Below are 23624 nucleotides of genomic sequence, written 5' to 3'. Positions count from 1 at the left end.
CTGAACCTTCTTTGTGAAAATCTGTGCCTGAATGGCAAGTTTTAAGTATAGCGCAGAACCAGTTTGGAATCCAGAGTGAGATGTGTTTTGTATGAGGCTTTTCCATCCAGCCGGAGGGGTGTAGAATCCGAATTCGGGCTAAGATTTGTCTTGGTTCGAACGGCACTGAAGGGGCTCTGAAACACCTTCCTCAGCCTGTCTTTTCGAAGAGTTTCTTCAAGTTTCACCATGGCTGGTGCAATTCCCAGAGTTATATGAATGAGAGGTTGCAGAACCCGCGAATTGTGCTAGTATCGGACCCGTTCACCAAAGATTCTGACGCACCGCTGAACTGAATTTTTGTCTACGAAGTCGATGCAAATTTCGGGCGACCCAGTCCGAAAATCTCTCGGCAGTTATAAGAACAGAGACGACGCGAAGTTACACACTGCGCGCCGAGGGCGAAGCATTGCTTTTTTTGTAGCGTAATAAAGATCGTTTACTGATCAGGAATACAGGCGCGCATAGCGTGCACGTAAGGAAGTTATCAATGTCATTTGCAACCTCCCCAGCCCCGGTAATCAACCCCTGGATTCAAATTCTGGCGGCTCTCGAAAAGAAGGTCAATCGACAGTCTTTCGAGACCTGGCTCAAGCCTACTCGTTATAGCCACATCGCGGGCCGCACGCTTTATGTGCGGATTCCAACAGAAGAGTTCCAGCACATTGGCGACAAGTACAGCGACCTGATTCAGGAAGCGATCGATCTGCTCAAGCTTGATATGGATGATGTGGCATTCGTCACGATCGACGATGACCCTTCGCAGCCTCCAGTACGCAAGGATGGCGGCTTTGGCCCAGTGCCGACGCATGCGCCGACGGCTCCTCATCCAAGCCAGTCTGGCTATAACCAGTCCAACTATGCCAACCAGAACAACCGCCGCGGCGGCTACGTCTCTGAGCAGCAGGCGAAGTTTGACTGGTCAAGCGCAGCGCAGCTCAACCAGCGTTATACATTCGAAAATTTTGTGATCGGCAATGGCAACCAGTTCGCGCGCGCCGCTTCACTGGCTGTAGCAGAGCGTCCGTCGAAGGCTTACAATCCGCTGTTTCTGTATGGCGGCGTCGGAATGGGCAAGACGCATTTAATGCACGCCATTGGCCACGAAGTGAAGCGTCGCCAGCCCATTGCGAGCATCTGCTATGTGTCCGCGGAGAAGTTCACCAACGAGATGATCAACTCGCTGCGTAACGACCGCATGACGAGTTTCCGCGATCGCTTCCGCGGCGTGGATGTGCTGCTGATCGACGATATTCAGTTCATCGCGCAGAAGGAGCGCACGCAGGAAGAGTTCTTCCATACTTTCAACGCGCTGCACGAAAGCATGAAGCAGATCGTCATCGCTTCCGATCGCCCTCCAAAGGAACTTGCGGAGATTGAAGATCGTCTACGCTCGCGTTTTGAGTGGGGATTGATTGCGGATATTCAGCCGCCGGATCTGGAGACGAAGGTCGCAATTCTGCAAAAGAAAGCAGAGAGCGAACAGGCCAGCCTGCCGACGGATGTTGCGATGTTCATCGCTTCCAACGTGCGCACCAACGTGCGTGAGCTGGAGGGCGCACTGGTGCGGCTGATCGCCTGGTGCAACATGAACGGCATGGAGATTACACTCCAGTCCACGCAGCAATGCCTCAAGCAATTCATCGACACGCAGGTTCGCAAGATCACCATCGATGCGATCCAGAAAGCTGTGGCTGAAAGCTTCGGCATGCGCGTGAGCGAGTTGAAGCAGAAGAATAATTCGCGCGCTGTCGTTGTACCTCGGCAGATTGCCATGTATCTGGCCAAAAATCTGACCGAAGCAAGCTTGCCTGAGATAGGCCGTCAGTTCGGTGGCAAGCATCACACAACAGTTATGCATTCCATCGGAAAGATCGACGAGCTGCGCCGAACGGACAAGGATCTCAATCGAACGATTAATAAGTTGCAGGAAACCCTGAACGGATAACATCCGGCGTATAAGTCGATGTAATCAGGTAATAAGTAAAATGGCCACTCCGTGATATCGGGAGTGGCCATTTTATTCGTGATGCAAGAGTCGAGTTATTTCTTCGTATCAAGCTCAATCAGCTCAAAAGAATATCCCGGAATTATGTGTTTCAGCTTCGTTCCCATAACAGGAAGCGTGCTCTCCACCGGAACGATGTGCTTCGGATCAAGGATGGTGTTGGTATCTGCAGGGGACAGGGCATGCAGCCGCGTCAGCTTCGCCGGGCCGACAATTCCACTTACACCGCTTAAATCGATTTCCAACTCCTGCGCAGTGGGAACGCCGTTGACCACCTTGACAAAGACTTTGCCTGTCGCGTCCTGATGGGTGACGGAATACGCTACCCGCGGCCCAGCGCCGGTCATCGTTGAATCCGGAACAGCATCTCCAACTTTGTCGGCAAAGAGCGAAAGCACGTAATAGCTTGGCGAACCATAGCTCGTCAGGCCGTCATAGCCGATCAGGTCGGGATGCCACTGCATACCACCGTTGTGAATGTTCACCAGCAGCGGCGCATAGCTCGACATTACGACCACATCGCTGTTGCGCTCCACCCCGGTAAGCCACGCCGCATCGCCCAGCGCCGCGCCGAAATCGCCCGTCGGCGAGCCTTCCATCGTCGCGTATTCCCCCATGAAGATCCTGGGACCGTTGCGATCGAACTTGTCATAGTGATGTACGTCGTCGAAGTAGTTTTCAGAGCTGAGATAGAAGTGGTCATCCAGCACGTCGGGCTTGCGGCTGGTTACAGGCGCGGTGGCGATCAGTTTTTGGTCGGGATACTTCTTCTTGATGGCATCGTGGAACTGCGCAAAACGGCCATCGTAGCTCTTCGATTGATCGAACCAATCCTCATTGCCTATCTCGACATAAGCCAGTTTGAACGGTGCAGGATGACCGTCCCTGGCACGCTCGGCGCCCCACTTTGTGTCGGTGCTTCCGGTCGCATATTCGATCTCATCCAGCGCATCCTGGACGTAGGGTTCGAGATCTTTGCCGGGCTCAACATGCTCCTGCTTCATCGAATAACCAGCGTAGACGGCGAGCACATTCTGCATGTGCAGGTCTTCACACCACTCCAGGAACTCAAGCAGGCCGAGGCCATCCGATGAGTGGTAATTCCAGGGACTGGGATGGGTCGGTCGATCGACCAGTGGGCCGATAGTCTTCTTCCATTCGTAGCGCTCGTCGATGTGGTCGCCCTCAAGATAATTACCGCCCGGGAAACGAAGAAATGCCGGGTGCATTCCCGCAAGCTTTTCCATCAGGTCGATGCGGTTGCCATTGACGCGGCCTTTGTATGTGGGTGGAAAGACCGAGACCAGGTTCATCCAGAGAGTTCCCGGTTTGGAAAGGGTCAGTTCGAGATGGTTTTCTTCCGAGGGAGCGATCTTTTCGGTGTGCAGGGTAACCGTATACTGCTTCCAATCGCTACCGATGGATGGAATTTCAGCATGCGCGACGCTCCTGCCGGTCTTGTTGTTGATCAGGCTGACGCTCAATGGTCCCATGCCGGACGCATCCGCTTTCGCGTAAAGCGATGCGGTATAGGTCATGTCCGGGCGTAGTGGATAGCCCCAGTAGCCCATGTTGCGCAAACCGGCAGGTTCCGATGGCGAAGCCGAGGTCACGGTCAGCTTGATGCTGTCATGCAGCGCAGCGGAAGGACCGGTGGTTTTGTCCTTCTCGAATTTGGCCCCTGCTGCTGCGTTTTGGATTACAAGCCAATCCTGCTGATTCCAGTTTCGGTCCCGCAACGTTCGATTCTTGACCATCTCGGGATACAGGCCGCCATCGTAAGAGAAGTTGATCTCTTCGGTCATCAACCCGTAGAGCATGGGGCTCACGCTGTGCAGTGGTTTGTCTACTTGAATGGCGAGCACGACGGGAGATTTTTCCTGTGCCTGAGCGAGCGCAGGCAGAGCGAGCAAGAGACCCAGAAGCGGGCTGATTTTCATGAGGATAGGCAAAGAGCGCATTTCTGGAACCTCTTCCGGGTAAAGGTTTTCTCGAAAGCCGATATTATTCTGTCCACCTGGAGTTGGCAAGAGTTTCGCTGGTGATTTTAACCTCTCAGGGACCGAAGACATATCGTGTTTTCATTACGAAACAATAGGAAAATAAATGGCGCACAGGAATCCGTTGTAGGCTGGCTGCGGGAGATTTTCCATGCGCATTCGTACTCGCAATTACAGCGGCAGGCAGGCATTGGCGATCCTGCTGGCATTGGTTTTTGGGCTGGCCAATCTGGCGTTCGCGCAGAGGGTTAGCAGCCGGGATATTCCAGGCAACGGAGACAAAGCCGCGATCCGATCAGTGCTGGATGCACAGGTTGCAGCGTGGAATCGAGCCGACATCCCTGGGTTTATGGCAAGCTATGAAAACTCCCCTGAAACCACGTTCATCGGTATCAAGATCAACAAAGGCTTTGCTCCGATTATGGAGCGATATAAGAAGTCCTATACGAACAAGGAGCAGATGGGCACACTCACCTTTGCAGATCTTGAAATAAGGTTGCTTCCATCGGCTTCAGGGGCGACGGAATACGCCGTGGTTACAGGGCGTTTTCACCTGGAGCGAACGGCCAGGGGTGAAGCCAAAAAGGATGACGGCATCTTCAGCCTGGTGTGGCACAAGGGATCGGATGGTTGGAAGATCCTGCTGGATCACACAAGTTAATGGCAATTCAAAAGCGAACGCGAAGGCCTAATTGGATCTCGCGCTGACGATAGAAATTAGTCGCATTCACGTCGAGCGGCTTGCCGAACTCGGTGCTCCCGGTTGTCAGGCCGGTGAGAAAGTTGAGCGTGGGCAAGCTGCCCGATGTTGAGCCGCGATCGAGAATGTAGCCGGTGGTTTCAAGCAACGTTACGTTCTGATGGTTAAAGAGATTAAAGCTCTCGGCGAGCAACTCCACTTCACGTTGCCTCGCAAGATGGAAGCGCTTGCCCAACCGAGCATCGGCGGTGTAAGTCGCCGGATAGCGATAGGTATTGCGACCGATGCCGTAAACGCGATTATCGCCTCCGGAGCCATTCATGCCAGGGCCGACACCTTCGATGAGCCGTCTTTCACTGTCGTAAAACCCCGGAATATAGCCGCTGGTCCGCATGGTAAACGGCAATCCGCTGCGGTACTGGGTAAGTGCTGCAATGTTCCAACCGTTGATGAAATCGCCTGTCAGGTGGTGTAACTTCCAGGGGCTCGCAAAAAGAACGGTCGCTTGCGCCGAATGGCGAATGTCGATGTTCGATGTGCCGTACTCCTGCCGGAAATCCTGCGGATCAAGGACATCATCAACGGCGACATTGCCAGACTCGTTCGGATTCCAGTCGGTCGCGTGGGCATAGATGTAATGAGCATGCAGGCTGAGGCCGTGCCCGCCATAGCGAACGACCTTGATCATCGCCGCTTCATACGTGGAGTTGGCGCGATCCTCGATACTCGAAAGCTGCTGGTAGTTGGGATTGAGGCGTGCAAAGTAGAAGGGAACAGTGATTGTCGGTGTCTTGATCGGCCCTGCCTGCAATGCATCCACCACGCTGTAAGTGATAGTGCCGGGGCCTTGCGCAGCATTTAGATTTGTGTCGATTAGATTTGTATCGATCGAGATGGGCAACCTGCGTCCCAGACTGGCCATTCCGCTCATCTGTACGACCCAGTGGCCTGGGAGTTGCTGCTCAAGGCTGACGATTGCCTGATCTACCTCCTGCGGGCGAAAGCGCGGCGCAAACGAGACCGCCCCTGGCTTTACAACGGTGACCGGTTGCGTAGAAAAGGCATAAGGAAACGGCGGAGCGCCAGCATCGGTCGGCTTGAAGAAGAAGTTGAGGTCGCCCTTGGGAGAACCAGTTTGGGTGAGCGCTGACAGGATCGAAGAGTTGTCGATGCGGCCATAGTAGAGACCTGCGCCGACTCTCAGCACCGTTGCTTTTCCTGCGGAGGACGAAAATGGCGCCCAGGCAATACCAAATCTTGGGCCCCAGTTCATCGTCATGCCAGGTAGTTTTTGAGTAGCTGCGAGATCAGGATTCTGGGCAAATGCGATCGGCGGCGGTAGCTGCTCGGTCTCCACACGCACCCCGGCGGAAAACGTCAGGTTATGGCGAGGTTGCCATTGCTCCGTGGCGAAGCCTGCCATGTCGTTGGTGCTGAGATGCCATTGCGCCGGGCCGATTCGCTGCGAATACCACGCATAGCAGGGCAGATAGCCGAGGCCGGTAATCACCCCATCTACAGCGCGGGCCTTCCCTGTCGCGTCGCAATTATGCTGGTCTGCAAAGGGATTGTCGATACCAGCGAGTCCATATTTGGTAAAACTTGCGACGTCGGATGCGAGGTTCAACACATCGGCGTAGGAATACGTTCCCGTCTGGTTGATCAGTGTATTTGTCGCATCGGAGATGTGAGCAACGCTGCCTCCTAGCTTGAGCAGATTCTTCCCGCGTACCCAGCTCATCATGTCCTGAACGCGATAGGAGCGCTCGTCCGGATACGAGGATTTGCCCAGTTGTGCGGGCTTGCCGAGTATGAAGCCATATTTGGAATCGGCAACAATCTCCGGCAGTTCGCCCCAGGTATTAGAGATCAGCGGCGCTTCAAATGCGGAGGGAGATTGCGGACTATCGATCAGAAGATAGCGACCAAATTGCACTGCTGCGTCATTGAGCAGATTCGGAGTCAGGAAGCTGTCCCACTTAACCAATCCCCATGTCTGACTGGCGCTGCTATTGCCGAAGCTATGACTGCCATAGGTTTCAGAACTGCGCGTCAGAGCGCCTCCAGGCGCATTTGCATCGGAGGCATTTCCCTCCACGCTGAGGTGATGGTGCTCGCCCACATGCCAGTCAAGGCGAGCGAAACCCTGGATTTGCGCCGTAGTTCGAGGCACAGTTCCCAGTAGCCCCGTCATCTGCTCCAAAAATCCGGAGTAGCCAGCGACCTCCTGCTCGATCAAATCCGGCCCTGTAATGCCGAGCCGCGCTCCGAGCACGGTGAGCTCAGGAATAGTCGGCTGGGCGAAGAAATCGTCCGGATGACGAACCGTGGCGATCGCCGGATCATTGCTCAGTAATCCATCGAGGGCCGCGAACCAGAAGAGTTTATCGTGCTTCGAATTACGTCCAATCCCGAGACCAAACGTCTGCCGGCTGTTTGGAGGGGTATACGGCTCCGGCGTGAACTGCGCAATATCGATGCCTGTAGCAGTCGCGGTTTCCAGAATTCTCTGCGTGTAAGGATTCTGCGCCCCCCAGAGGCTCTGCCTGTTCAGATAAAAAGCCTGCCCATGCAGCCAGCTGCCACCATGCTGAGTGGCGATGTTGAGCGGACTGCCAGACGGTTCTCCTCCACCGGCACGCGCGGAGCCTGTACGAGATTCCAGAGTCATCACTCCGGATGAGCCTGATGAACCTGACGCACCCAGCGTCTGGCCGCCACGACTCAACTGGTTGCTACCCGAGAAAGCAGGAGTGTTCTCGATGCCATCGATACTGCTGTCTGCATCCAGGTCGCTGACGTCTGTCATGAATATATTCGATACGTTGGATTCGCTGGATACAGACCGAACCGGAGATACTTTACCTGTATTACCGCCAGCGTCGGTTGCCGCCTGAGATGCCGAACTGGCTCCGGGAGTGAGCGTAATCATCGCCTGCCAGTTGCGTCCGCTCAGAGGAACGGCATTCAACTCGTCGCCGGCAATCATGGTTGTAACCGCAGGAGACACCGTATCTAAATCGTGGGTATCGACCTGGATAGTGGAGTTGATCTGCGGTAACTCCATCACCAGCGCGGCTTGTACGCGAGTTGCGTGGCCCGCGGAAATCAGAATGCCTTCCACCTGCCCTTTGCCAAGTTGTGGAACCTCAGCTTCAATTCGGTATTCGCCAGGTGCAAGTCCTGTCAGCTTATAGCTGCCGTTTTTGCCGGTGATTGTGCGAACTGCAGCGCCTGTCGCGAGGTTGCGCACGACCACCACGGCCTGCACCAGGGGCACACTGTGCCAATCCGTGAGATGGCCATCGAGTGAGCCGGTCGAATAAGCGTCGGAACCGGAGGGCTCTGAAAACGCGCTCAGGGCTGTAGCCAACGCGCCGAAAAGAGCGGCGGCTATCAGCCATCGACGCAGTAACTCAAAGCTCGATCTGCCGTGAGATCGGCTGCAAACAGGCATGGACTTACTCCAGTTGGGAGGGCGTATTTATGGTTGCGCTTATTTTTTGAATTAATGGCGCGCAGATGATCTGGGTAAGTTAGAAGCGAGTATATTCGGGTTCCGGTAGACTAGATAGTAGAAAGTTGATTTGTATCTATGTTTATCGATGAAGCAAAGATTCTGGTGAAAGCCGGAGATGGCGGCAATGGCTGTGTCGCCTTCCGTCGTGAAAAATTTGTTCCACGTGGCGGCCCGTCCGGTGGCGATGGCGGCCGGGGCGGCGACGTGGTCATGCAGTCCAGCCAGCAGCACAACACCCTGGTTCATTTCCGGTTCAATCCGGAGCACAAAGCCGAGCGTGGACGCCACGGCGAGGGGTCGAACTGCACTGGCCGCGATGGCGACTCCATCACCCTGAAGGTGCCCGTAGGCACGACCGTTTTCGACGCTGAAACGGGCGAGCTGATTCACGACTTTTCGCTGCCGGACGAAACCTTCGTGGTCGCCAAGGGCGGCCGTGGCGGACGGGGAAACCAGCATTTTGCAACGCCGGTTCACCAGGCTCCCCGTGAGTCCGAACCAGGCCGTCTCGGGGAAGAACGTACCTATCGGCTCGAACTAAAGCTGCTCGCCGATGCTGGACTGGTAGGCTACCCCAACGCGGGCAAGTCGACCCTGATCTCGCGCATTTCCGCAGCCAAGCCCAAGATTGCCGACTATCCCTTTACGACGCTTGAACCCAATCTGGGCGTGGTGACAGTAGGCGTGGCTCCCCATGAAGAGAGCTTTGTCGTGGCCGATATGCCGGGATTGATCGAAGGAGCCCATTTGGGCACCGGGCTGGGCGTGCAGTTCCTGCGGCATATTGAACGCACCCGCGTGCTGGTTCACCTGGTGGATGTATCCGATGCATCGGGCCGGCCCGATCCGATTGAGGATTTCAAAGTCATTAACCAGGAGCTGGAAAGGTTCGGCCACGGCCTGGCGGAGAAGCCGATGATCGTCGTAGCGACGAAAATCGACTCTGCCAACCCGGAGAAGCTCAAGAAATTGACCGCCTCCGCCAAGCGCCGCAAGCTGGAATTTTTTGCGATCTCATCGGTAACCGGGCAGGGAATCGAAGACCTGAAGTGGGCTCTGGCGAAGCATGTGCGTGAAGCTCGGTCCGTCGAAGTACCCGAACCGATCTTCTAATTCCTAAAACGGATAACGCACTAAAGCAGGTAATTCCCCGGAACAGGGCTACTTCAACATCTGGTGAGTGTAGCCCTCGGGAATCTTTACCTGGAACTGATCGTCGGTCAGGGGTGGGTTGGCTGTGACACGCTCCACGGTCATGACCAGCTGATACTCCTCCTGGGGACGCTTCAGCGTGATGGTGCTCGGGTATTTCACACCGTCGAAGTCCTGATAGGGTCCGTAGATTATTTGGGTTTCCAGGTCCCCTTGATCGTCATACAGGTCCTGCTCGTACGGGAGCAGGTCGACCCGCTGAAAATGGATGACTCGAATAGGCGACAGTTCTTGGCTATTGGATTTGCGGCGCATGATGTTGAGGTCATAGTCCGGACGCGAAAGAAGTTGCTTCTTGGCAGCGTCTTCCACGGTGACTGTTTCGCCGGTGACAGAGTACAGATCATCCGGGGCGAGTCCACGAACCACCATGGCATCGAATAAGAAGCCGGGGCGTAGATTTTCATACCAGTTAGGCGATGTGCCTTTATCGGCATTCAACCCCTGGTAGACCTTGCTGCGAGGGGGAATAATGAAGGTAAAGCGGGTGCCGTCGCTCGCCAGGTCAAACAAGACTGTCTGAACAATCGGAGCTTTGCCCAAAATGCGCAAGGCACTTGGCTTGCGCAGGAGCAGATTCGCTCGGATCGAGGGATAATCCGTCGCAATGCCCTCTTTGGATTTGAGATGGCTGGCGCGAATATCGACGGTGGCCGTCATGCTTTCAAACTTGGCCCATTTGTCGTTTAACTGCGTTACCAACTGCTCTGCGGAAGCCGTCTCGACGACCGCTGGAGCCACAGGGACAGGCAGGCGGCGCTTGGATACAAGCAGGCTCGCGCAGCCGGTCAACATCGGCATGCTGCTTGCCAGCAGCGCGATTGAAACCCAGCGTGAACTAAAACAGAGCGATCCGATTCTCAATGGCCACCCGCTTGCTTGACGGCCTGCCGATAGCTGGCAACGTTCTTGTTATGCTCGTCCAGCGTGGAAGCGAAGCGCGATTTCCCCTGTGGGTCGGCTCCTGCGGCAACGAAGTAGAGGTAATCGGTATCTGCGGGATGGAGCGCCGCACGTAAGGAAGGCTGCCCTGGATTGGCTATCGGACCCGGCGGCAGGCCCTTGTGGTGATAGGTGTTATAGGCCGTGTCGTGCTTGGGATCAACCAGGTCGGATTCGTAAATTGCCCCGCGCCATTTGCCTTCCGTCTCCAGCCCATAAATTATGGCGGGATCGGTCATCAGGGGCATGTTTTTGCTGAGGCGATTGGAAAGCACACTGGCGACCAGCGGCCGCTCCGCGTTGACGGCGGTTTCGCGCTCCACGAGCGAGGCCAGCGTGACAACAGAATGCATGTTCTCCCGGAGGCCAATCTGATTCGCAACCGTGCGGAAACGCCGCACCATGGTTGAGATGATCTGAGTCGGCGTCGCTTTACGAGGAAAGCGATAGGTATCGGGATAAAGATAGCCTTCCACCGTATTCGCGTGGGGATCCAGGTCCGCGACCAGGGATGTATCTTTTACTGTCGCTGCCAGAAAATCCTCCTTGTTACCCAGTCCTGCCTGCGCAATCCGCGCGGCTACTTCAAAGCGATTGGCCCCCTCGGGAATCGTGACCGCGACTGTGAAGACATCTCCACGGGCGATGCGGGCGTAAACCTCGGGAACCGAGACAGGATGATCGAAACGATACTCGCCTGCCTTCAGAATGCCTCTCTTCCAGAGGCGAACCAGATCGAAACCGTACCGGCTGCGGATAATGCCGTATCGCTCCAACTGCAATGCGATTTGGGCGCTGGAACTCCCCGGCGCAATTTCGACGAAAGTTTCAGTATTTGGTCCTGCGGGTAGGTATACGAACCAGGCTCCTGCTCCGGTTCCAACTAAAACCACCAATAAAACAAAGAGGAACAGTCCCGAAGACGCGCCAGAACTCTTTTTCTTTCGCGTACTTCGTCGACGAACCATGAACTCCCGCTCTCAACTAATATTGGACGCACGAAGGGGCAGCGTCGATTCCAATCCTTACATTGTAAATTGGATGCGGGCGCAGATTTCGTGTCACCGTTCGCAGCGCCGCCTCCGCCCGAATGCCGGTAGTTAACAGCACACCTATAATCAGGATGTGCAATCCACCCCCATTCCGCGCTATCTGGGCCTCGATGTCGGGTCGAAACGGATCGGTGTCGCGGTTTCGGATGAGCTGGGGCTAACAGCTCAGCCGGTGCTGACGCTCTTGCGAAAACGCAATCCCAAGGACGACCTGCGATCTCTTGCCCGCCTCTGCCGTAAATATGACTGTGCCGGAATTGTCGTCGGCAACCCGCTGCATCTCTCCGGCGAATTAAGTGATCGCGCGGAGAAAACGCAGATTTTCGCCAATGAACTGGCGCTTTTGGCCAAGCTGCCGCTCTATCTTTGGGATGAGCGGCTGACGACACGCGAGGCGCACGCGATTCTCTACGAGGCAGGCAAGAGCCGCGAGGAGCATAAGCCGCTGGTGGATCAGGTAGCGGCTTCTTTGATTCTGCAATCCTTTCTCGATGCTCCCAGATAGGCTTCCTCGGCACATCGAATTTCTTCTCCACGGGATGATTGGGGGATCGTTGTGGGATGGCTGGATAGGCTGATCTGCTTCTGACAGGTGCCGTCATCGTATAATCGGAGTTTCAGGGTTTCACCCATCTTTCTTATGGGGATGCAGAGAAATCGGGCGCTGCCGGTTATCCGGTTTCAGCTACCGAAGTCGATGCCACAGCGGCGGAAAACGAATGACTGAACACATCAAGAAACAGCTCCTCGAAGAAATCACAAAGCTTGAGCATGAGCTAGCCCACGAGCTTCCTGTCGAGATCAAGAAGGCAGCCTCGCTCGGCGATCTGTCTGAAAACGCCGAGTACCACATGGCCAAGCAGCGCCAGGTGTTCGTGAATGCGCGTTTGGGCCAGGTGAAAAAGCGTATGGCCGAGCTGTCGCTGGTCAATCTCGCCAACATTCCTAAAGACAAGATTGCGTTTGGCTCGACGATCACCGTCTTCGACACAACCAAAGACGAAGAGATCGTCTACAAGCTGGTCACCAGCGAAGAATCAGACGTCTCCAAAGGCCTGATCTCGACGACCTCGCCGATCGGCCGCGGCCTGATCGGGAAAAAGGTCGGCGATGTGGCCATCGTGGTGACTCCCAACGGCAAGCGCGAGCTTGAAATTTTGAAGTTGATCACCATTCATGACGAGGCCGCCAACGCCGAAGCTGCTGCCGAGTCTGGCACCAAAGCGGCGGGGGAGTAGCACGTGGCGACTACCTGGACCGGCGCTTTTGGCCGCGGTTGCGGCTGGCTGCTCGACCGCATCGTTTACGGGCTTTCGCTGACGCGCATCTCGCCCAACGTACTTACATTTATCGGCCTTGTAATCAACATCGGCGCGGCCTTCTTCTTTGGCCATGCCAATGCCACTAATGCCGGTCGAATGTTTCTCTATGCCGGATTGGTAATCATCGGCGCAGGCATCTTCGACATGGTCGATGGCCGGGTTGCGCGCCGTACAAATCAGGTCACTGTCTTCGGCGCATTCTTTGATTCCGTGATCGACCGCTACTCGGACGTGGTGCTCTTCTTTGGCCTTATCGTGTACTACGCGCGCGTCAACCACTTCCGCTATGTTGTGCTGGTAGCGTTTGTGATGGTGACTTCGCTGATGGTGAGCTACACCCGTGCTCGCGCAGAGGCATTGATCGGCTCCTGCAAGGTCGGCTTCATGGAGCGTCCAGAGCGGATCGTGCTGATCATTCTCGGCGCGTTGTTCAATCACTGGGGAGCAATGGCTCCGGTGCTGTGGGTTCTGGCGATTCTGTCGACCATCACGGTGATCAATCGCATCACCTATACCTACACCAACACCAAGCACATGGCACCGGTCAGCCAGGACTAAGCTGATCCCGTCTAAGCAGATCAGGACTTAAGTTATGCTAATGGCCCGGTGCAAGGCGCTCTCGAATAGGCCTTGCAACCGAATGGCTGTCGCCTGATCTAATCAGCAGAGGGTTGAGAAATCCATGACACAGATACAGGGTTCCGAAAAACCAGAGAAGATTGAGCGCAGCGACGCACAGTGGCGTGAACTCCTTACGCCAGAGCAATATCACGTGTTACGAGAAAAGGGCACGGAGCGCGCTTTCACCGGTGCGTTGACCCAGAATCACGATACCGGCGAGTATCTTTGCGCGGGATGCGGTGCCGTCCTGTTCGGCAGCGATGCCAAATTCGATTCCGGCTGCGGATGGCCGAGCTTTTACATTCCGGCTGATTCAAAGAGGATCAACGAGCATGAAGATCGCAGCTTCGGTATGAGGCGCGTCGAGGTTACATGCGCGCAATGCGGCGGCCACCTCGGGCATGTATTTCCAGACGGCCCCAGACCGACCGGCCTGCGCTATTGCATCAACTCCGCTTCGCTCACCTTTGAGCATAAGTAACACCGCCGCCATTCGATTGCGAAACCGGAAGACAAGAAGCCGGAAGACAAAAAACGGGGAGACGAAATGACCAGATACGCTCGTCTCCCCGCGTGGGTACATGCGGTTGTCGCTGAAAACCCCGGCTCCGTCCTGCTGGAAACAGCGCGCTTCGATTCCTCCAATCGCACAAGCTATCTTTTCTCCGATCCAGTTCAGATGTTGATCGCGCACGAATTGGATGAGATTCCGCGCATATTCACGGCCATGGAAGAAGCACTCGCCGAGGGTCTGTTTGTCGCAGGATACTTTGGTTACGAGTGCGGTTATCACTTCGAGCCCGTTGCGCTGAGTAAACTTCGGTCGCAGAATGAGCCGCTGATCTGGCTGGGCGTTTATGCACAGCCGCACATTTTCGATCATGCAGAGGGGCGCTTTTTGAATGATGATCCGATCCGCGAATCGGACACCCAATACGATCCTGAACGTGCGCCAGCTATTGACGCCCAATCCATTGCCTTGGGAATCTCAGCCGAGGATTATGGTGCAAAGATAGCGAAGATTCAGAGCTACATCGCAGCGGGCCATACGTATCAGGTCAACTTCACCGATCGAGTAAACCTCAAAATCCAACAGCAGGCCGCGCAATTATTCGCGATGCTATCCGCTCAACAGCCGGTTGCGTACAGTGCGTTTTTGAATTTCGGCGACCGCCAGATTCTCTCCTGTTCCCCTGAGCTTTTCTTCCGTATTCACGATGGAAAAATCACAACCCGGCCAATGAAGGGAACAATGCCGCGCGGGTTAAATGCGGAAGAAGATGTGCAGGCGGCAGTTCTCTTACAGCATGACGAGAAGAACCGTAGCGAACACGTCATGATCGTGGACTTGCTCCGCAATGATCTGGGCCGCATCTGCGAGATGGGCAGCGTAGCAGTCGAGGATCTCTTCACCGTCGAGCGCTACGAAACGCTGTTGCAAATGACCTCGACAATCTCTGGCATGCTCAAAGCCGGCATCGACTACTACGAGATCTTTCGCGGCATCTTTCCGAGCGGCTCCATCACCGGAGCGCCCAAAGTGCGTACGATGCAGATCATCGACGAACTGGAGACACGCCCGCGCGGCGTCTATACCGGAGCGATTGGTTTCATTGCACCCGATCGATCATCCTCGTTCAATGTCGCAATTCGCACTCTCGTAATTGAGAACGGCAGCGCCACCCTTGGCGTAGGTGGCGGCATCGTCGCCGACTCTAAGCCGATGGATGAGTACCAGGAGTGCCTGCTTAAGGCATCTTTTCTGACCCGTGTTCGTCATGAGTTTCAGCTCATCGAAACCATGCTTTGGGATGGTGAGATTCGGCTGCTTCCGCTGCATCTTCGCCGCCTTGAAGCGTCCGCATCCTACTTCAACTTTGCTTTTGATCGGGCTGTGATTGAGGAGCAGTTGCAGCAACTCGCCTCGTCCTTTGATTCCAGCAAGCGCTATCGCATTCGGTTGCTGCTGGCGCGGACAGGCGAACTCACACTCACCGCGCAGGAATTTAACGCCGAATCCCCGAAGGGAAGAATCCGGTTCGCGCCCGAACGCACATCCTCAACCGACGTGTTTTTCCGGCACAAGACGACGAAGCGCAGCTTGTATGATGAGCAGCACGCAAGGGCTCGCGAAGAAGGATTCGACGACGTGATTTTTCTCAATGAAAAAGATCAGGTCACCGAAGGCGCGATCAGCAACATCTTCATTCGACAATCGGGCAGGCTGCTCACGCCACCCTTGTCCTGTGGCGTATTGGACGGAGTCTATAGATGGCATCTACTGGAGACCCGCGCCGATATTGAGGAACGGATTGTGACAAGGACTGACCTGGAAACCGCAGACGCCATCTATCTATGCAACGCACTGCGCGGCATCTACGAGGTAAAGCTCACTGCGTGAAGTTGATTGCCAGGCGAAGCGAGCTGGGTACTTCGATGGGCAGTAGACAGCAAAACCCCGCCTTGTGGGCGGGGCCTGAAGAGCTGAATTCAAGCCTGAAGTCTGGTCAAAAAACGACCGGCAATATTTAAGCTTTAGCTACTTTGCCGCTCTTGATGCAGTTGGTGCAGACGCGCATACGTTTGGATGTACCGTTGATCAGAGTGCGGACAGCCTGCAGATTAACGCTCCAACGACGACGGGTGACGTTGTGTGCGTGAGAGATGTTGTTACCGAACTGCGGGCCTTTGCCGCATACGTCGCATACCTGTGCCATTGTGCTAACTCCAAAATCCTGAAAGGGTGTCCCTAACGGGCATCGGGGCGGTTGCGAAAGCGCATAGGCCAGGCATCTTGCTTGCATCGAAACTGCTCAACGCTCGAAGACGCGGTTCGCGGACCGGCTGCCGAACCTCTAGTATACCTCGAATCTGATTTCCGGCAAACAGGACAGCCGTAATCGGTCTCGATGCCTGTTTTTATGGGACGATTGAAGCGAAAAGGAAGTCTTTTAGTGCAACCAAAAGCTTCGAATGCTACTCTATCGAACTATGAACAGCTTTAGATTCAAGCTCATGATCTCTTCGTTCGCCCTGGCATCCGTTATGTCAGTTTCGGCGGTTGGCATTGCACAAACGGCCGGCCAGGATGTAAAGCAGGCTGGAACCGACACCAAGGATGCAGGCAAAGACACTGGCCACGCCGTTAAAAAGGGAACAACCAAGGCGTATGACAAGACCAAGGCCGGCACCAAGAAAGTAGCATCCAAGACAAAGACTGGCACGGAAAAAGGCTACGACAAGACCAAAGAAGGCGGGACCGTAGCCACCGATAAGACCAAGGAAACTTCCGTCAAGGGCTACGACAAGACCAAGGAAGGCGCAAAGAAACTTGTAGGCAAGGACAAAACCTCGACCAAGGTCGGCGATAAGACCAAGGAAACCAAGATTGAGTCCAAGGACAAGGCGAAAGAAGAAAAGCAGAAAGTAACCGACAGCCAGCCTAAGTAACCGGCAGCCGTTGATTGCCCGATCGCCTCATAGATCCAGAAAAGGGCGTCATCTCATGGAGAGATGACGCCCTTTTTCGCGCCTAAAACTTCTTATTGCGATCCGGTTCGAGATTAGGCAGAAAGCCCGTCAGCAGGCCAATCGCGGGCAGATAAGCGCAGACGTGGTATACGAAGATGATGCTCGTCTTGTCTGCCAATTGCCCCAGCACAGCGGCCCCGATGCCGCCCATCCCAAAAGCAAATCCAAAGAATAGCCCGGAGATCATTCCAACGCGCCCCGGGACCAGCTCCTGTGCATAAACCAGAATTGCCGAGAATGCCGAAGCGATAATAACGCCAATGATCACGCTGAGAATGCCCGTCCAGAAGAGATTGGCGTACGGCAGCATCAGCGTAAAGGGCAGTACCCCAAGAATCGAACACCAGATGACATACTTGCGCCCGATCTTATCGCCGATTGGGCCACCGATCAGCGTGCCTGCAGCAATAGCGCCAAAAAGCGCGAACAGGTGCAACTGCGAGCTGGCCACGGAAACGTGGAATCGGCTGATCAGGTAAAAGGTGTAATAGCTGGTGAGGCTGGCGATGTAAAAGTACTTCGAAAACACCAGCAGCATCAGGATGGTCAGAGCCCCGATCACCTTATGTCGTGGCAAAGAAGGATGGATCTCGCGGTGCGCGGCCGGCAGAGACTTCAGGTGTTCCAACCGGTGCTTATACCAGTTGCCTACCCAGCTCAGAACCACGATTCCGGCAACAGCCGCTGCGACGAACCAAAGGACGCCAATCTGTCCTCGCGGCAAAATGATGAAAGCCGCCAGCAGCGGTCCGATGGCCGACCCGGTATTGCCGCCCACCTGGAAGAACGCCTGGGCAAAGCCATGCTTGCCTCCGGACGCCATACGCGCCACCCGGGAGGATTCCGGATGGAAGATTGCCGAGCCAATCCCAAACAGCGAAGCCGCGATGAGCAGAATTCCATAAGTCGGCGCATAGGCCAGCAGCACCAGTCCCACCAACGTGGTCGTCATCCCGATTGGTAGAGACCACGGAACAGGACGTCGATCCGTAAACGTGCCGATGAACGGCTGCAACAACGAGGCCGTGATCTGGAAGACCAGCGTGATGAGTCCAATCTGGCTGAAATTCAAGTGAAACGAGGTCTTCAGAATCGGATAAATCGACGGCAGCAGCGACTGCATCATGTCGTTGATGAGATGGCAGAAGCTGACCGCGGCGAGAACGCGCAGCAGTGTTCCCTCCGGCGAGGGACTGGCAAGAGGCCTGGGGGCTTTAATTTCTGTTGGAACTACTGCAGAGGTGGTCAAGGTCGGTTCTCAGCTTTCCTTCTAGCGATGCGATCTTCATGGCATTTCAGTAGATCGACACGGGCTAAAGCCGTGAAACGTCCCGAAAATCCATACATGTATCTATGATGACCACATTTCTTCTCCGTCGCAAGAATCTCGCTATGACATCCTTATGTCGTAGCAGCGAGGCCTCTTGGAAGATCGATCCGCCGCTTAAGCTCTGCTCCGCCTGCTGCAAGGAGCGGTCTCAGGCCCATCTCCCTTCTTTTGGTCGAGCAGAAGCATTGACGTTGGGAAACGAAAGACGGTACACTACCTTAGTTTGGCGATTCTGCCTGTAGCCCTGTTTGTCAGTACTCGTTTGCGGTTTGTTTGAGAGAGCGAACTTGAGTATTGCCAGGGTGAGCATGTATTTGCCCATTCAATCGGAATGTTTTTGATGCGCGCCTGAAAATGAGCGGCAGCGCTGGAGGTTCTATGTACGCTGTGATTCGTACCGGTGGTAAGCAGTACCGGGTCGCCCCAGGCGATGTCGTCAAGATTGAAAAAGTTGAGTCGACTGACTCTGAGCCCCAGACAGTTGTGTTCTCTGACGTGCTGGCCGTTTCCGGTGAGCCCGGAACGATTGCCAAGCCGGGAACTGCAACGGTTACCGCCGAGGTGGTCAGCGAAGGCCGTCACGCCAAGATTCTGGTCTTCCACCTGAAGCGCAAAAAGCAGTACAAGAAGCTGCAGGGGCATCGCCAGTCGTTCACCGAAGTTCGCATCAAGTCGATTGAAGTTGACGGCGTTCCCTACACAGCGGCTGTCTAAGCTTCAGGCGCATTCAAAGATTTTGAAGGGCAACCAAGCCCAGGACATTTGAAAGGATTTTGCAATGGCACATAAAAAAGGTGGCGGTAGTTCAACAAACGGACGCGACTCAAATGCCCAGCGGCTGGGAGTCAAGGCTTTCGGCGGTCAGGTCGTAACCGGCGGCACGATCATCGTTCGGCAGCGTGGAACACCAATCAAGCCAGGCCTGAACGTAGGCATCGGCAAGGACGATACTCTCTTCGCCAAGATCAGCGGCACCGTGCAGTTCCGCGATCGTGGCAACAAGGGCCGTTTTGCCTTTGTCGAACCGCTCGCAGTTCTGTAGTTCGTGAACTAGCTTCGAGAGACAGGTTTCGAGAGACAAATAGAAAGGCCGGAATCTCTGGGAGATTCCGGCCTTTCTGCTTGTCTAAAAGATTCGGATTTAGGACTCAGATTCCTTGCCGTTCAACGTGCGAACAAAGGCCCGTTCGACAACCTTCTCCACATCGACGAGGAAGAAGCTCGGCGCAGGCTGTACCGTGACCTGGGTTCCCTTGTGCCCAAGAGCGGAAGCAATCTGGTTCCAGCGATAGATCGTCGATTCAACCGGCAGCGTCACGGGCTTACGTGCTGGCTCCGGGAGAGCTCCATAAAACAGCCACAGGCCAATCGCTGCAACTTCAAATCCCTGCACCGCCAGTTGAATGGGAGCTCCAAGTCCTGGATGCATCGACATTACAAATGTCTGGGTACAGTCACTCGCGGCCATAACACCTAACCCGATAGCGATACCGAACGGGCGATTGCGAGGCGACAAGCCTATTGCCTTCATGCTGATGATCAAAAAGGCCAGAAGGCACAGCTCCACCGTTCCGACGCAGCGCATGATTTGGGTAAAAATATTTACCGCAATGGACGGTCCGGAAGTGACAGTAGTGAGCGATGTAGCGGTTACCAGGATGGATGCCAGGGACGCCCAGCGAAAAACCACTGTTCCCATCCTGGCCAATCCCGGCAGAGGTCTCATGGCTTCGCGATAGACATCCAGGCACGAGAGGAACAAAAGTGCGGCAGAGATCATGGAGCTGGCCCAGTACACGACGAAATGCACTTTCGTGTAAAGCGAAGGACTGGCTAGCAGAGGCCCATAGAAGAGAAAATCAATGATTACCCCGGTAACAGCGCGAACGCAGAGGTACGCTGTAATCCTGGGGTAAGTCTTCCGCAACGTAGGCTTAAAGAAGACCGCACAGAGGATGACGGAAACCAGTACATCGGTATGTAAGATTACTGCCTGGGCTAGAGACAATGACATGTGACAGCTCCGACCATCCTGAGACTACTTACAGAATAGCGTGTTTTATGGAGCCGCTCAATCAATTCGTGCGCCACGTGCTGGCACTTTTGTGCTAGAGCTTCTTTAGCGGATGTTGGGACAGTCCTGCGCGAGGGGGTTGCAGAGAGGTAACGGACCTGGGGCGGCATTCGTAACAATGGACGGAATTGCAGAAGCCCTGGGCGCGGTGGTTCCAGTAAAGGTTCCAGCGATGGCTAGAGAAAGGGCAAACATGCGGATAGGAAGCTTCATCGGGATGATCTCCAAAGCGGTAGCAGGCGGTAAAATTACCCGCTTACGATAGAAGTAGACTGTAGTTTAGCGTTAAGTCCAGTAATTTCAACGTAATTAATAAACATTCAATAATAAAATTACTAGCGTCACCCTTCCTTTAGTAATCTAAAATTTTTAATTAAAGATTACGAGCCGCCATTTCATCGTCCGTCTCTCGGGGTACCGAAAACGCGCCTTGAACTACCTCAACGTGTTAAAATTCAAGTAGACAACCAGTGGTTGGAAGACACTCTTCAGCCAGAAATTCCGCCGGGAATACCAGCGATCGCAGCCAGCACTTCCTCAAGGAACGCATCAAGCGACCCGGCAGATTTAAGAATAAAAGAATTTCTCTGTGCACCACGTCTGTCTAGCGAGCCTATGTCGACAAAAAATCTTTTCGAATCTCCTCATTCCGGCACGACCCCTGCCAATAGTGGCACTTACACCAGCGATAACATCAAGATTCTTGAGGGCCTGGAAGCAGTACGCCTGCGCCCCGCCATGTATATCGGTTCAACCGGTGAAATGGGCCTGCATCATCTGGTGTATGAGGTGGTCGATAATTCCGTCGATGAGGCGCTTGCCGGTTATGCCACTGGGATTGAAGTAATCATCCACTTCGATAACTCCGTGACCGTAATCGACGATGGCCGCGGAATCCCGGTAGACATGAAGACACTGCCCAACGGAGAGCGGATGCCCGCCGTGCAGGTCGTTCTGACCAAACTGCACGCCGGGGGCAAATTCGACTCTTCCACGTACAAGGTTTCCGGCGGACTCCACGGAGTAGGCGTGAGCTGCGTTAACGCGCTCAGCCAGGAGTTCGACGTCGAAATCTGGCGTGACGGCAATACTTACGAGCAGGATTACTCCTGCGGGGACCCCACAACAGAAGTACGACAGACCGGGACCACGAAGCGGCGTGGAACCAAGGTCCACTTCCTCCCCGACAAGACAATCTTTACTGTCACCGAATACAACTACGACACGTTGGCCCAGCGTCTTCGCGAACTCGCCTTCTTGAACAAGGGCCTGGAAATCTCCCTTACCGACGAACGCACCGTAGATCCCAAGACCGGCGAAGCCAAGCGGACGGAGTTCAAGTATGCGGGCGGTATCTCGGAATTTATCCGCCATCTGAACAAGGGCAAAGTTCTGCTGCATGAAAAGCCGATCGCGATGGAAGCAACTCGCGACAACGTAGAAATCGACATTGCTCTTCAGTACAACGACGGATATTCCGACTCAGTCTTTAGCTTTGCGAATAACATCAACACCGTTGATGGCGGCAGCCACCTCTCCGGTTTTCGGACGGCTCTGACCCGTACCATCAACGCCATTGGGCAATCGCTTGGCCTGTTCAAAGACTTGAAGGAAAATCTCTCCGGGGACGACGTCCGCGAAGGCTTGGTCGCCGTGGTGAGCGTGAAGCTGTCGCAGCCTCAGTTTGAGGGCCAGACCAAGGGCAAGCTCAACTCCGACATCGCAGGTATCGTACAGGCCTTTGTAAATGAGCGTCTGGGCGGATTCCTTGAGCAGAACCCACAGATCGCGAAGAAGATCATTAATAAGGCCATCGACGCGGCCCGTGCGCGTGAGGCGGCTCGCAAAGCGCGCGACCTCACTCGTCGCAAAGGTGCATTGGATGGCGGCGGCCTGCCGGGTAAGCTGGCTGATTGTTCCGAACGCAATCCTGAGCGCTGCGAACTGTACCTGGTCGAGGGTGAGTCGGCAGGCGGAACAGCCAAGCAGGGCCGCGATCGCCGCTTCCAGGCGATTCTCCCCCTGAAGGGTAAGATTCTCAACGTCGAAAAAGCGCGCTACGACAAGATGCTGGGTCATGAGGAAATCCGTGCCATGATCACCGCCCTCGGCTGTGGCATTGGCAAAGACGATTTCGATCCTTCAAAGCTGCGCTACGGCAAGCTGATCCTCATGACAGACGCCGACGTGGACGGTTCGCATATCCGTACCCTGCTTCTGACCTTCTTCTTCCGGCACATGACGGAGTTGATCAAGCGCGGACACGTGTACATCGCTCAACCACCGCTCTTCAAGATCAAGAAGGGGCGCTTTGAGCAATACATCAAGGACGAACGGGAATTCCTGAAGGTCATGGTGAAGCGCGCCTCCGAAGGTATTGTCGTACGTCACGGCGAACACGCCGAAACGATCGATGGTGCCACGCTCACTCGGTTTATGGGCCACCTCGACGAGTACCTCGGCTTCTTCGACAAGGTTGACAAGCGCATCCGGAACGAGAAAATTACCGAACTGCTTGCCAAGGCCGAGCTTACGAAGAGGGCTGATTTTGAATCGGCCTCCGAGAGCGAAGTTCCTGTAAAGCTGGTGGAGTTGCGTGCCGCACTGGTGCCGTTTGTCGATCAGTTCCAGTTCAAGGCACTCGGCGAGCCAAAGCGGGATGAAGAGCATCACACCTGGTCCCTGAGCTTTACGGATTCGCAGGGCGCAATTCGAAATATCGACTGGACATTGGCTGGCAGCCCCGAATATCGGCAGATGATGGCCAAGTTCGCCCTCATCAAAGATCAGCTTGAGCCACCATTCCTTATCGAGTACGCCAGCAAGACTGTGGCCGAAGTTGCAGAAGACGAAGCGGACGCAACCCTAGAAGCTGCTGAAACGACCACCGCCGCTGCTGCAACCAAAGGCAGCAAAAAGTCGGCTCGCGCAAACCGCGAACCAGTAGAAAAGCAGACCGCCCGCGAACTCTTCGATTACGTCGTTGAGCAGGGCAAGCGCGACTACCAGGTACAACGCTATAAGGGGTTGGGAGAAATGACCGCTCCCCAGCTATGGGAAACCACCATGGATCCCTCCGTTCGCACATTGCTCCAGGTCAAGCTCGAAGATATCGCCGAGACCGAACATATCTTCACCACACTTATGGGTGAAGATGTAGAAGCGCGGCGTAAATTCATAGAAGATAACGCTCTCGACGTAAAAAATCTGGATATCTAATCAAGATATGTAAAAAGATAGGCTCCGGCTGCAGTTCAACTGCAGCCGGGCAAT

The 23624-nt window shown here is 54.9% G+C and carries 20 protein-coding genes; 12 read left to right on the top strand and 8 right to left on the bottom strand.

Going from position 1 to position 23624, the window contains the following annotated elements; genetic code table 11:
• The first annotated feature begins 529 nt into the window (after positions 1 to 529).
• Positions 530 to 1987: a chromosomal replication initiator protein DnaA gene (gene dnaA / locus OHL19_RS00395; protein ID WP_263355594.1), complete on the top strand. Its 1458-nt coding sequence runs from the start codon at positions 530 to 532 to the stop codon at positions 1985 to 1987.
• Between the two features lie 95 nt (positions 1988 to 2082).
• Here dnaA and OHL19_RS00390 read toward each other — a convergent pair whose 3' ends face one another.
• Positions 2083 to 4008: an alpha-L-arabinofuranosidase C-terminal domain-containing protein gene (locus tag OHL19_RS00390; RefSeq protein WP_263355592.1), complete on the bottom strand. Its 1926-nt coding sequence runs from the start codon at positions 4006 to 4008 to the stop codon at positions 2083 to 2085.
• Positions 4009 to 4198: 190 nt separating this feature from the next.
• On the opposite strand from OHL19_RS00390, the gene OHL19_RS00385 reads away from it, so the two are divergent.
• Entirely contained in the window at positions 4199 to 4708 is a 510-nt protein-coding gene (locus tag OHL19_RS00385; RefSeq protein WP_263355590.1) for a YybH family protein, read from the top strand.
• A gap of 7 nt (positions 4709 to 4715) precedes the next feature.
• Here the strand turns inward: OHL19_RS00385 and OHL19_RS00380 are convergent, their stop codons facing one another.
• A complete protein-coding gene (locus OHL19_RS00380; RefSeq protein WP_263355589.1) occupies positions 4716 to 8204 on the bottom strand; it encodes a carboxypeptidase-like regulatory domain-containing protein in 3489 nt (1162 codons plus the stop codon).
• A 138-nt stretch (positions 8205 to 8342) separates the two neighbouring features.
• On the opposite strand from OHL19_RS00380, the gene obgE reads away from it, so the two are divergent.
• Positions 8343 to 9380 carry a GTPase ObgE gene (gene obgE / locus OHL19_RS00375; RefSeq protein WP_263355587.1) on the top strand — a complete coding sequence of 346 codons (1038 nt, stop codon included), beginning with the start codon at positions 8343 to 8345 and terminating at the stop codon, positions 9378 to 9380.
• A gap of 48 nt (positions 9381 to 9428) precedes the next feature.
• Here the strand turns inward: obgE and OHL19_RS00370 are convergent, their stop codons facing one another.
• A complete protein-coding gene (locus OHL19_RS00370; RefSeq protein WP_263355586.1) occupies positions 9429 to 10280 on the bottom strand; it encodes a LolA-like protein in 852 nt (283 codons plus the stop codon).
• Positions 10281 to 10339: 59 nt separating this feature from the next.
• Positions 10340 to 11389 (bottom strand): endolytic transglycosylase MltG, encoded by a 1050-nt coding sequence (mltG, locus tag OHL19_RS00365; protein WP_263355584.1) that lies wholly within the window; start codon positions 11387 to 11389, stop codon positions 10340 to 10342.
• A gap of 157 nt (positions 11390 to 11546) precedes the next feature.
• On the opposite strand from mltG, the gene ruvX reads away from it, so the two are divergent.
• The 5 genes from ruvX (at position 11547) to pabB (ending at position 15817) form a co-directional block, all read left to right on the top strand.
• Entirely contained in the window at positions 11547 to 11978 is a 432-nt protein-coding gene (gene ruvX / locus OHL19_RS00360; protein ID WP_263355583.1) for a Holliday junction resolvase RuvX, read from the top strand.
• A 214-nt stretch (positions 11979 to 12192) separates the two neighbouring features.
• The gene (locus tag OHL19_RS00355) at positions 12193 to 12711 is read left to right on the top strand and encodes a GreA/GreB family elongation factor (protein ID WP_263355582.1); all 519 of its coding nucleotides are present in this window, start codon (positions 12193 to 12195) and stop codon (positions 12709 to 12711) included.
• A gap of 3 nt (positions 12712 to 12714) precedes the next feature.
• A complete protein-coding gene (locus tag OHL19_RS00350; RefSeq protein WP_263355581.1) occupies positions 12715 to 13353 on the top strand; it encodes a CDP-alcohol phosphatidyltransferase family protein in 639 nt (212 codons plus the stop codon).
• A gap of 124 nt (positions 13354 to 13477) precedes the next feature.
• A complete protein-coding gene (gene msrB / locus OHL19_RS00345) occupies positions 13478 to 13897 on the top strand; it encodes a peptide-methionine (R)-S-oxide reductase MsrB (protein WP_263355579.1) in 420 nt (139 codons plus the stop codon).
• Between the two features lie 66 nt (positions 13898 to 13963).
• The gene (pabB, locus tag OHL19_RS00340; RefSeq protein WP_263355578.1) at positions 13964 to 15817 is read left to right on the top strand and encodes an aminodeoxychorismate synthase component I; all 1854 of its coding nucleotides are present in this window, start codon (positions 13964 to 13966) and stop codon (positions 15815 to 15817) included.
• Between the two features lie 127 nt (positions 15818 to 15944).
• Here pabB and rpmB read toward each other — a convergent pair whose 3' ends face one another.
• The gene (rpmB, locus tag OHL19_RS00335; RefSeq protein WP_263355576.1) at positions 15945 to 16133 is read right to left on the bottom strand and encodes a 50S ribosomal protein L28; all 189 of its coding nucleotides are present in this window, start codon (positions 16131 to 16133) and stop codon (positions 15945 to 15947) included.
• 328 nt (positions 16134 to 16461) lie between these two features.
• Here rpmB and OHL19_RS00330 point away from each other — a divergent pair, with 328 nt between their 5' ends.
• Positions 16462 to 16866: a hypothetical protein gene (locus OHL19_RS00330; protein WP_263355574.1), complete on the top strand. Its 405-nt coding sequence runs from the start codon at positions 16462 to 16464 to the stop codon at positions 16864 to 16866.
• A gap of 82 nt (positions 16867 to 16948) precedes the next feature.
• Here the strand turns inward: OHL19_RS00330 and OHL19_RS00325 are convergent, their stop codons facing one another.
• A complete protein-coding gene (locus tag OHL19_RS00325; RefSeq protein WP_317890531.1) occupies positions 16949 to 18196 on the bottom strand; it encodes an MFS transporter in 1248 nt (415 codons plus the stop codon).
• Between the two features lie 459 nt (positions 18197 to 18655).
• Between OHL19_RS00325 and rplU the strand changes: the two genes are divergently transcribed.
• On the top strand, positions 18656 to 18991 hold the full coding sequence (rplU, locus tag OHL19_RS00320; RefSeq protein WP_263355572.1) for a 50S ribosomal protein L21: 336 nt from the start codon (positions 18656 to 18658) through the stop codon (positions 18989 to 18991).
• A gap of 64 nt (positions 18992 to 19055) precedes the next feature.
• Complete coding sequence (gene rpmA, locus OHL19_RS00315; RefSeq protein WP_263355571.1) at positions 19056 to 19319, top strand: 50S ribosomal protein L27; 264 nt, start codon at positions 19056 to 19058, stop codon at positions 19317 to 19319.
• A 99-nt stretch (positions 19320 to 19418) separates the two neighbouring features.
• On the opposite strand, the gene OHL19_RS00310 is transcribed toward rpmA, so the two are convergent.
• Complete coding sequence (locus OHL19_RS00310; protein ID WP_263355569.1) at positions 19419 to 20291, bottom strand: hypothetical protein; 873 nt, start codon at positions 20289 to 20291, stop codon at positions 19419 to 19421.
• Between the two features lie 105 nt (positions 20292 to 20396).
• Positions 20397 to 20564, bottom strand: coding sequence for a hypothetical protein (locus tag OHL19_RS00305; RefSeq protein ID WP_263355568.1), 168 nt, complete (start codon positions 20562 to 20564; stop codon positions 20397 to 20399).
• Between the two features lie 402 nt (positions 20565 to 20966).
• Here OHL19_RS00305 and gyrB point away from each other — a divergent pair, with 402 nt between their 5' ends.
• Positions 20967 to 23570 (top strand): DNA topoisomerase (ATP-hydrolyzing) subunit B, encoded by a 2604-nt coding sequence (gyrB, locus tag OHL19_RS00300; protein WP_263355567.1) that lies wholly within the window; start codon positions 20967 to 20969, stop codon positions 23568 to 23570.
• The last annotated feature ends 54 nt before the right edge of the window (positions 23571 to 23624 follow it).

Origin of the sequence: Acidicapsa ligni, assembly GCF_025685655.1 — a bacterium.
GTDB classification, from domain to species: Bacteria; Acidobacteriota; Terriglobia; order Terriglobales; family Acidobacteriaceae; genus Acidicapsa; species Acidicapsa ligni.
This window is presented reverse-complemented; position numbering and strand designations above follow the sequence as displayed.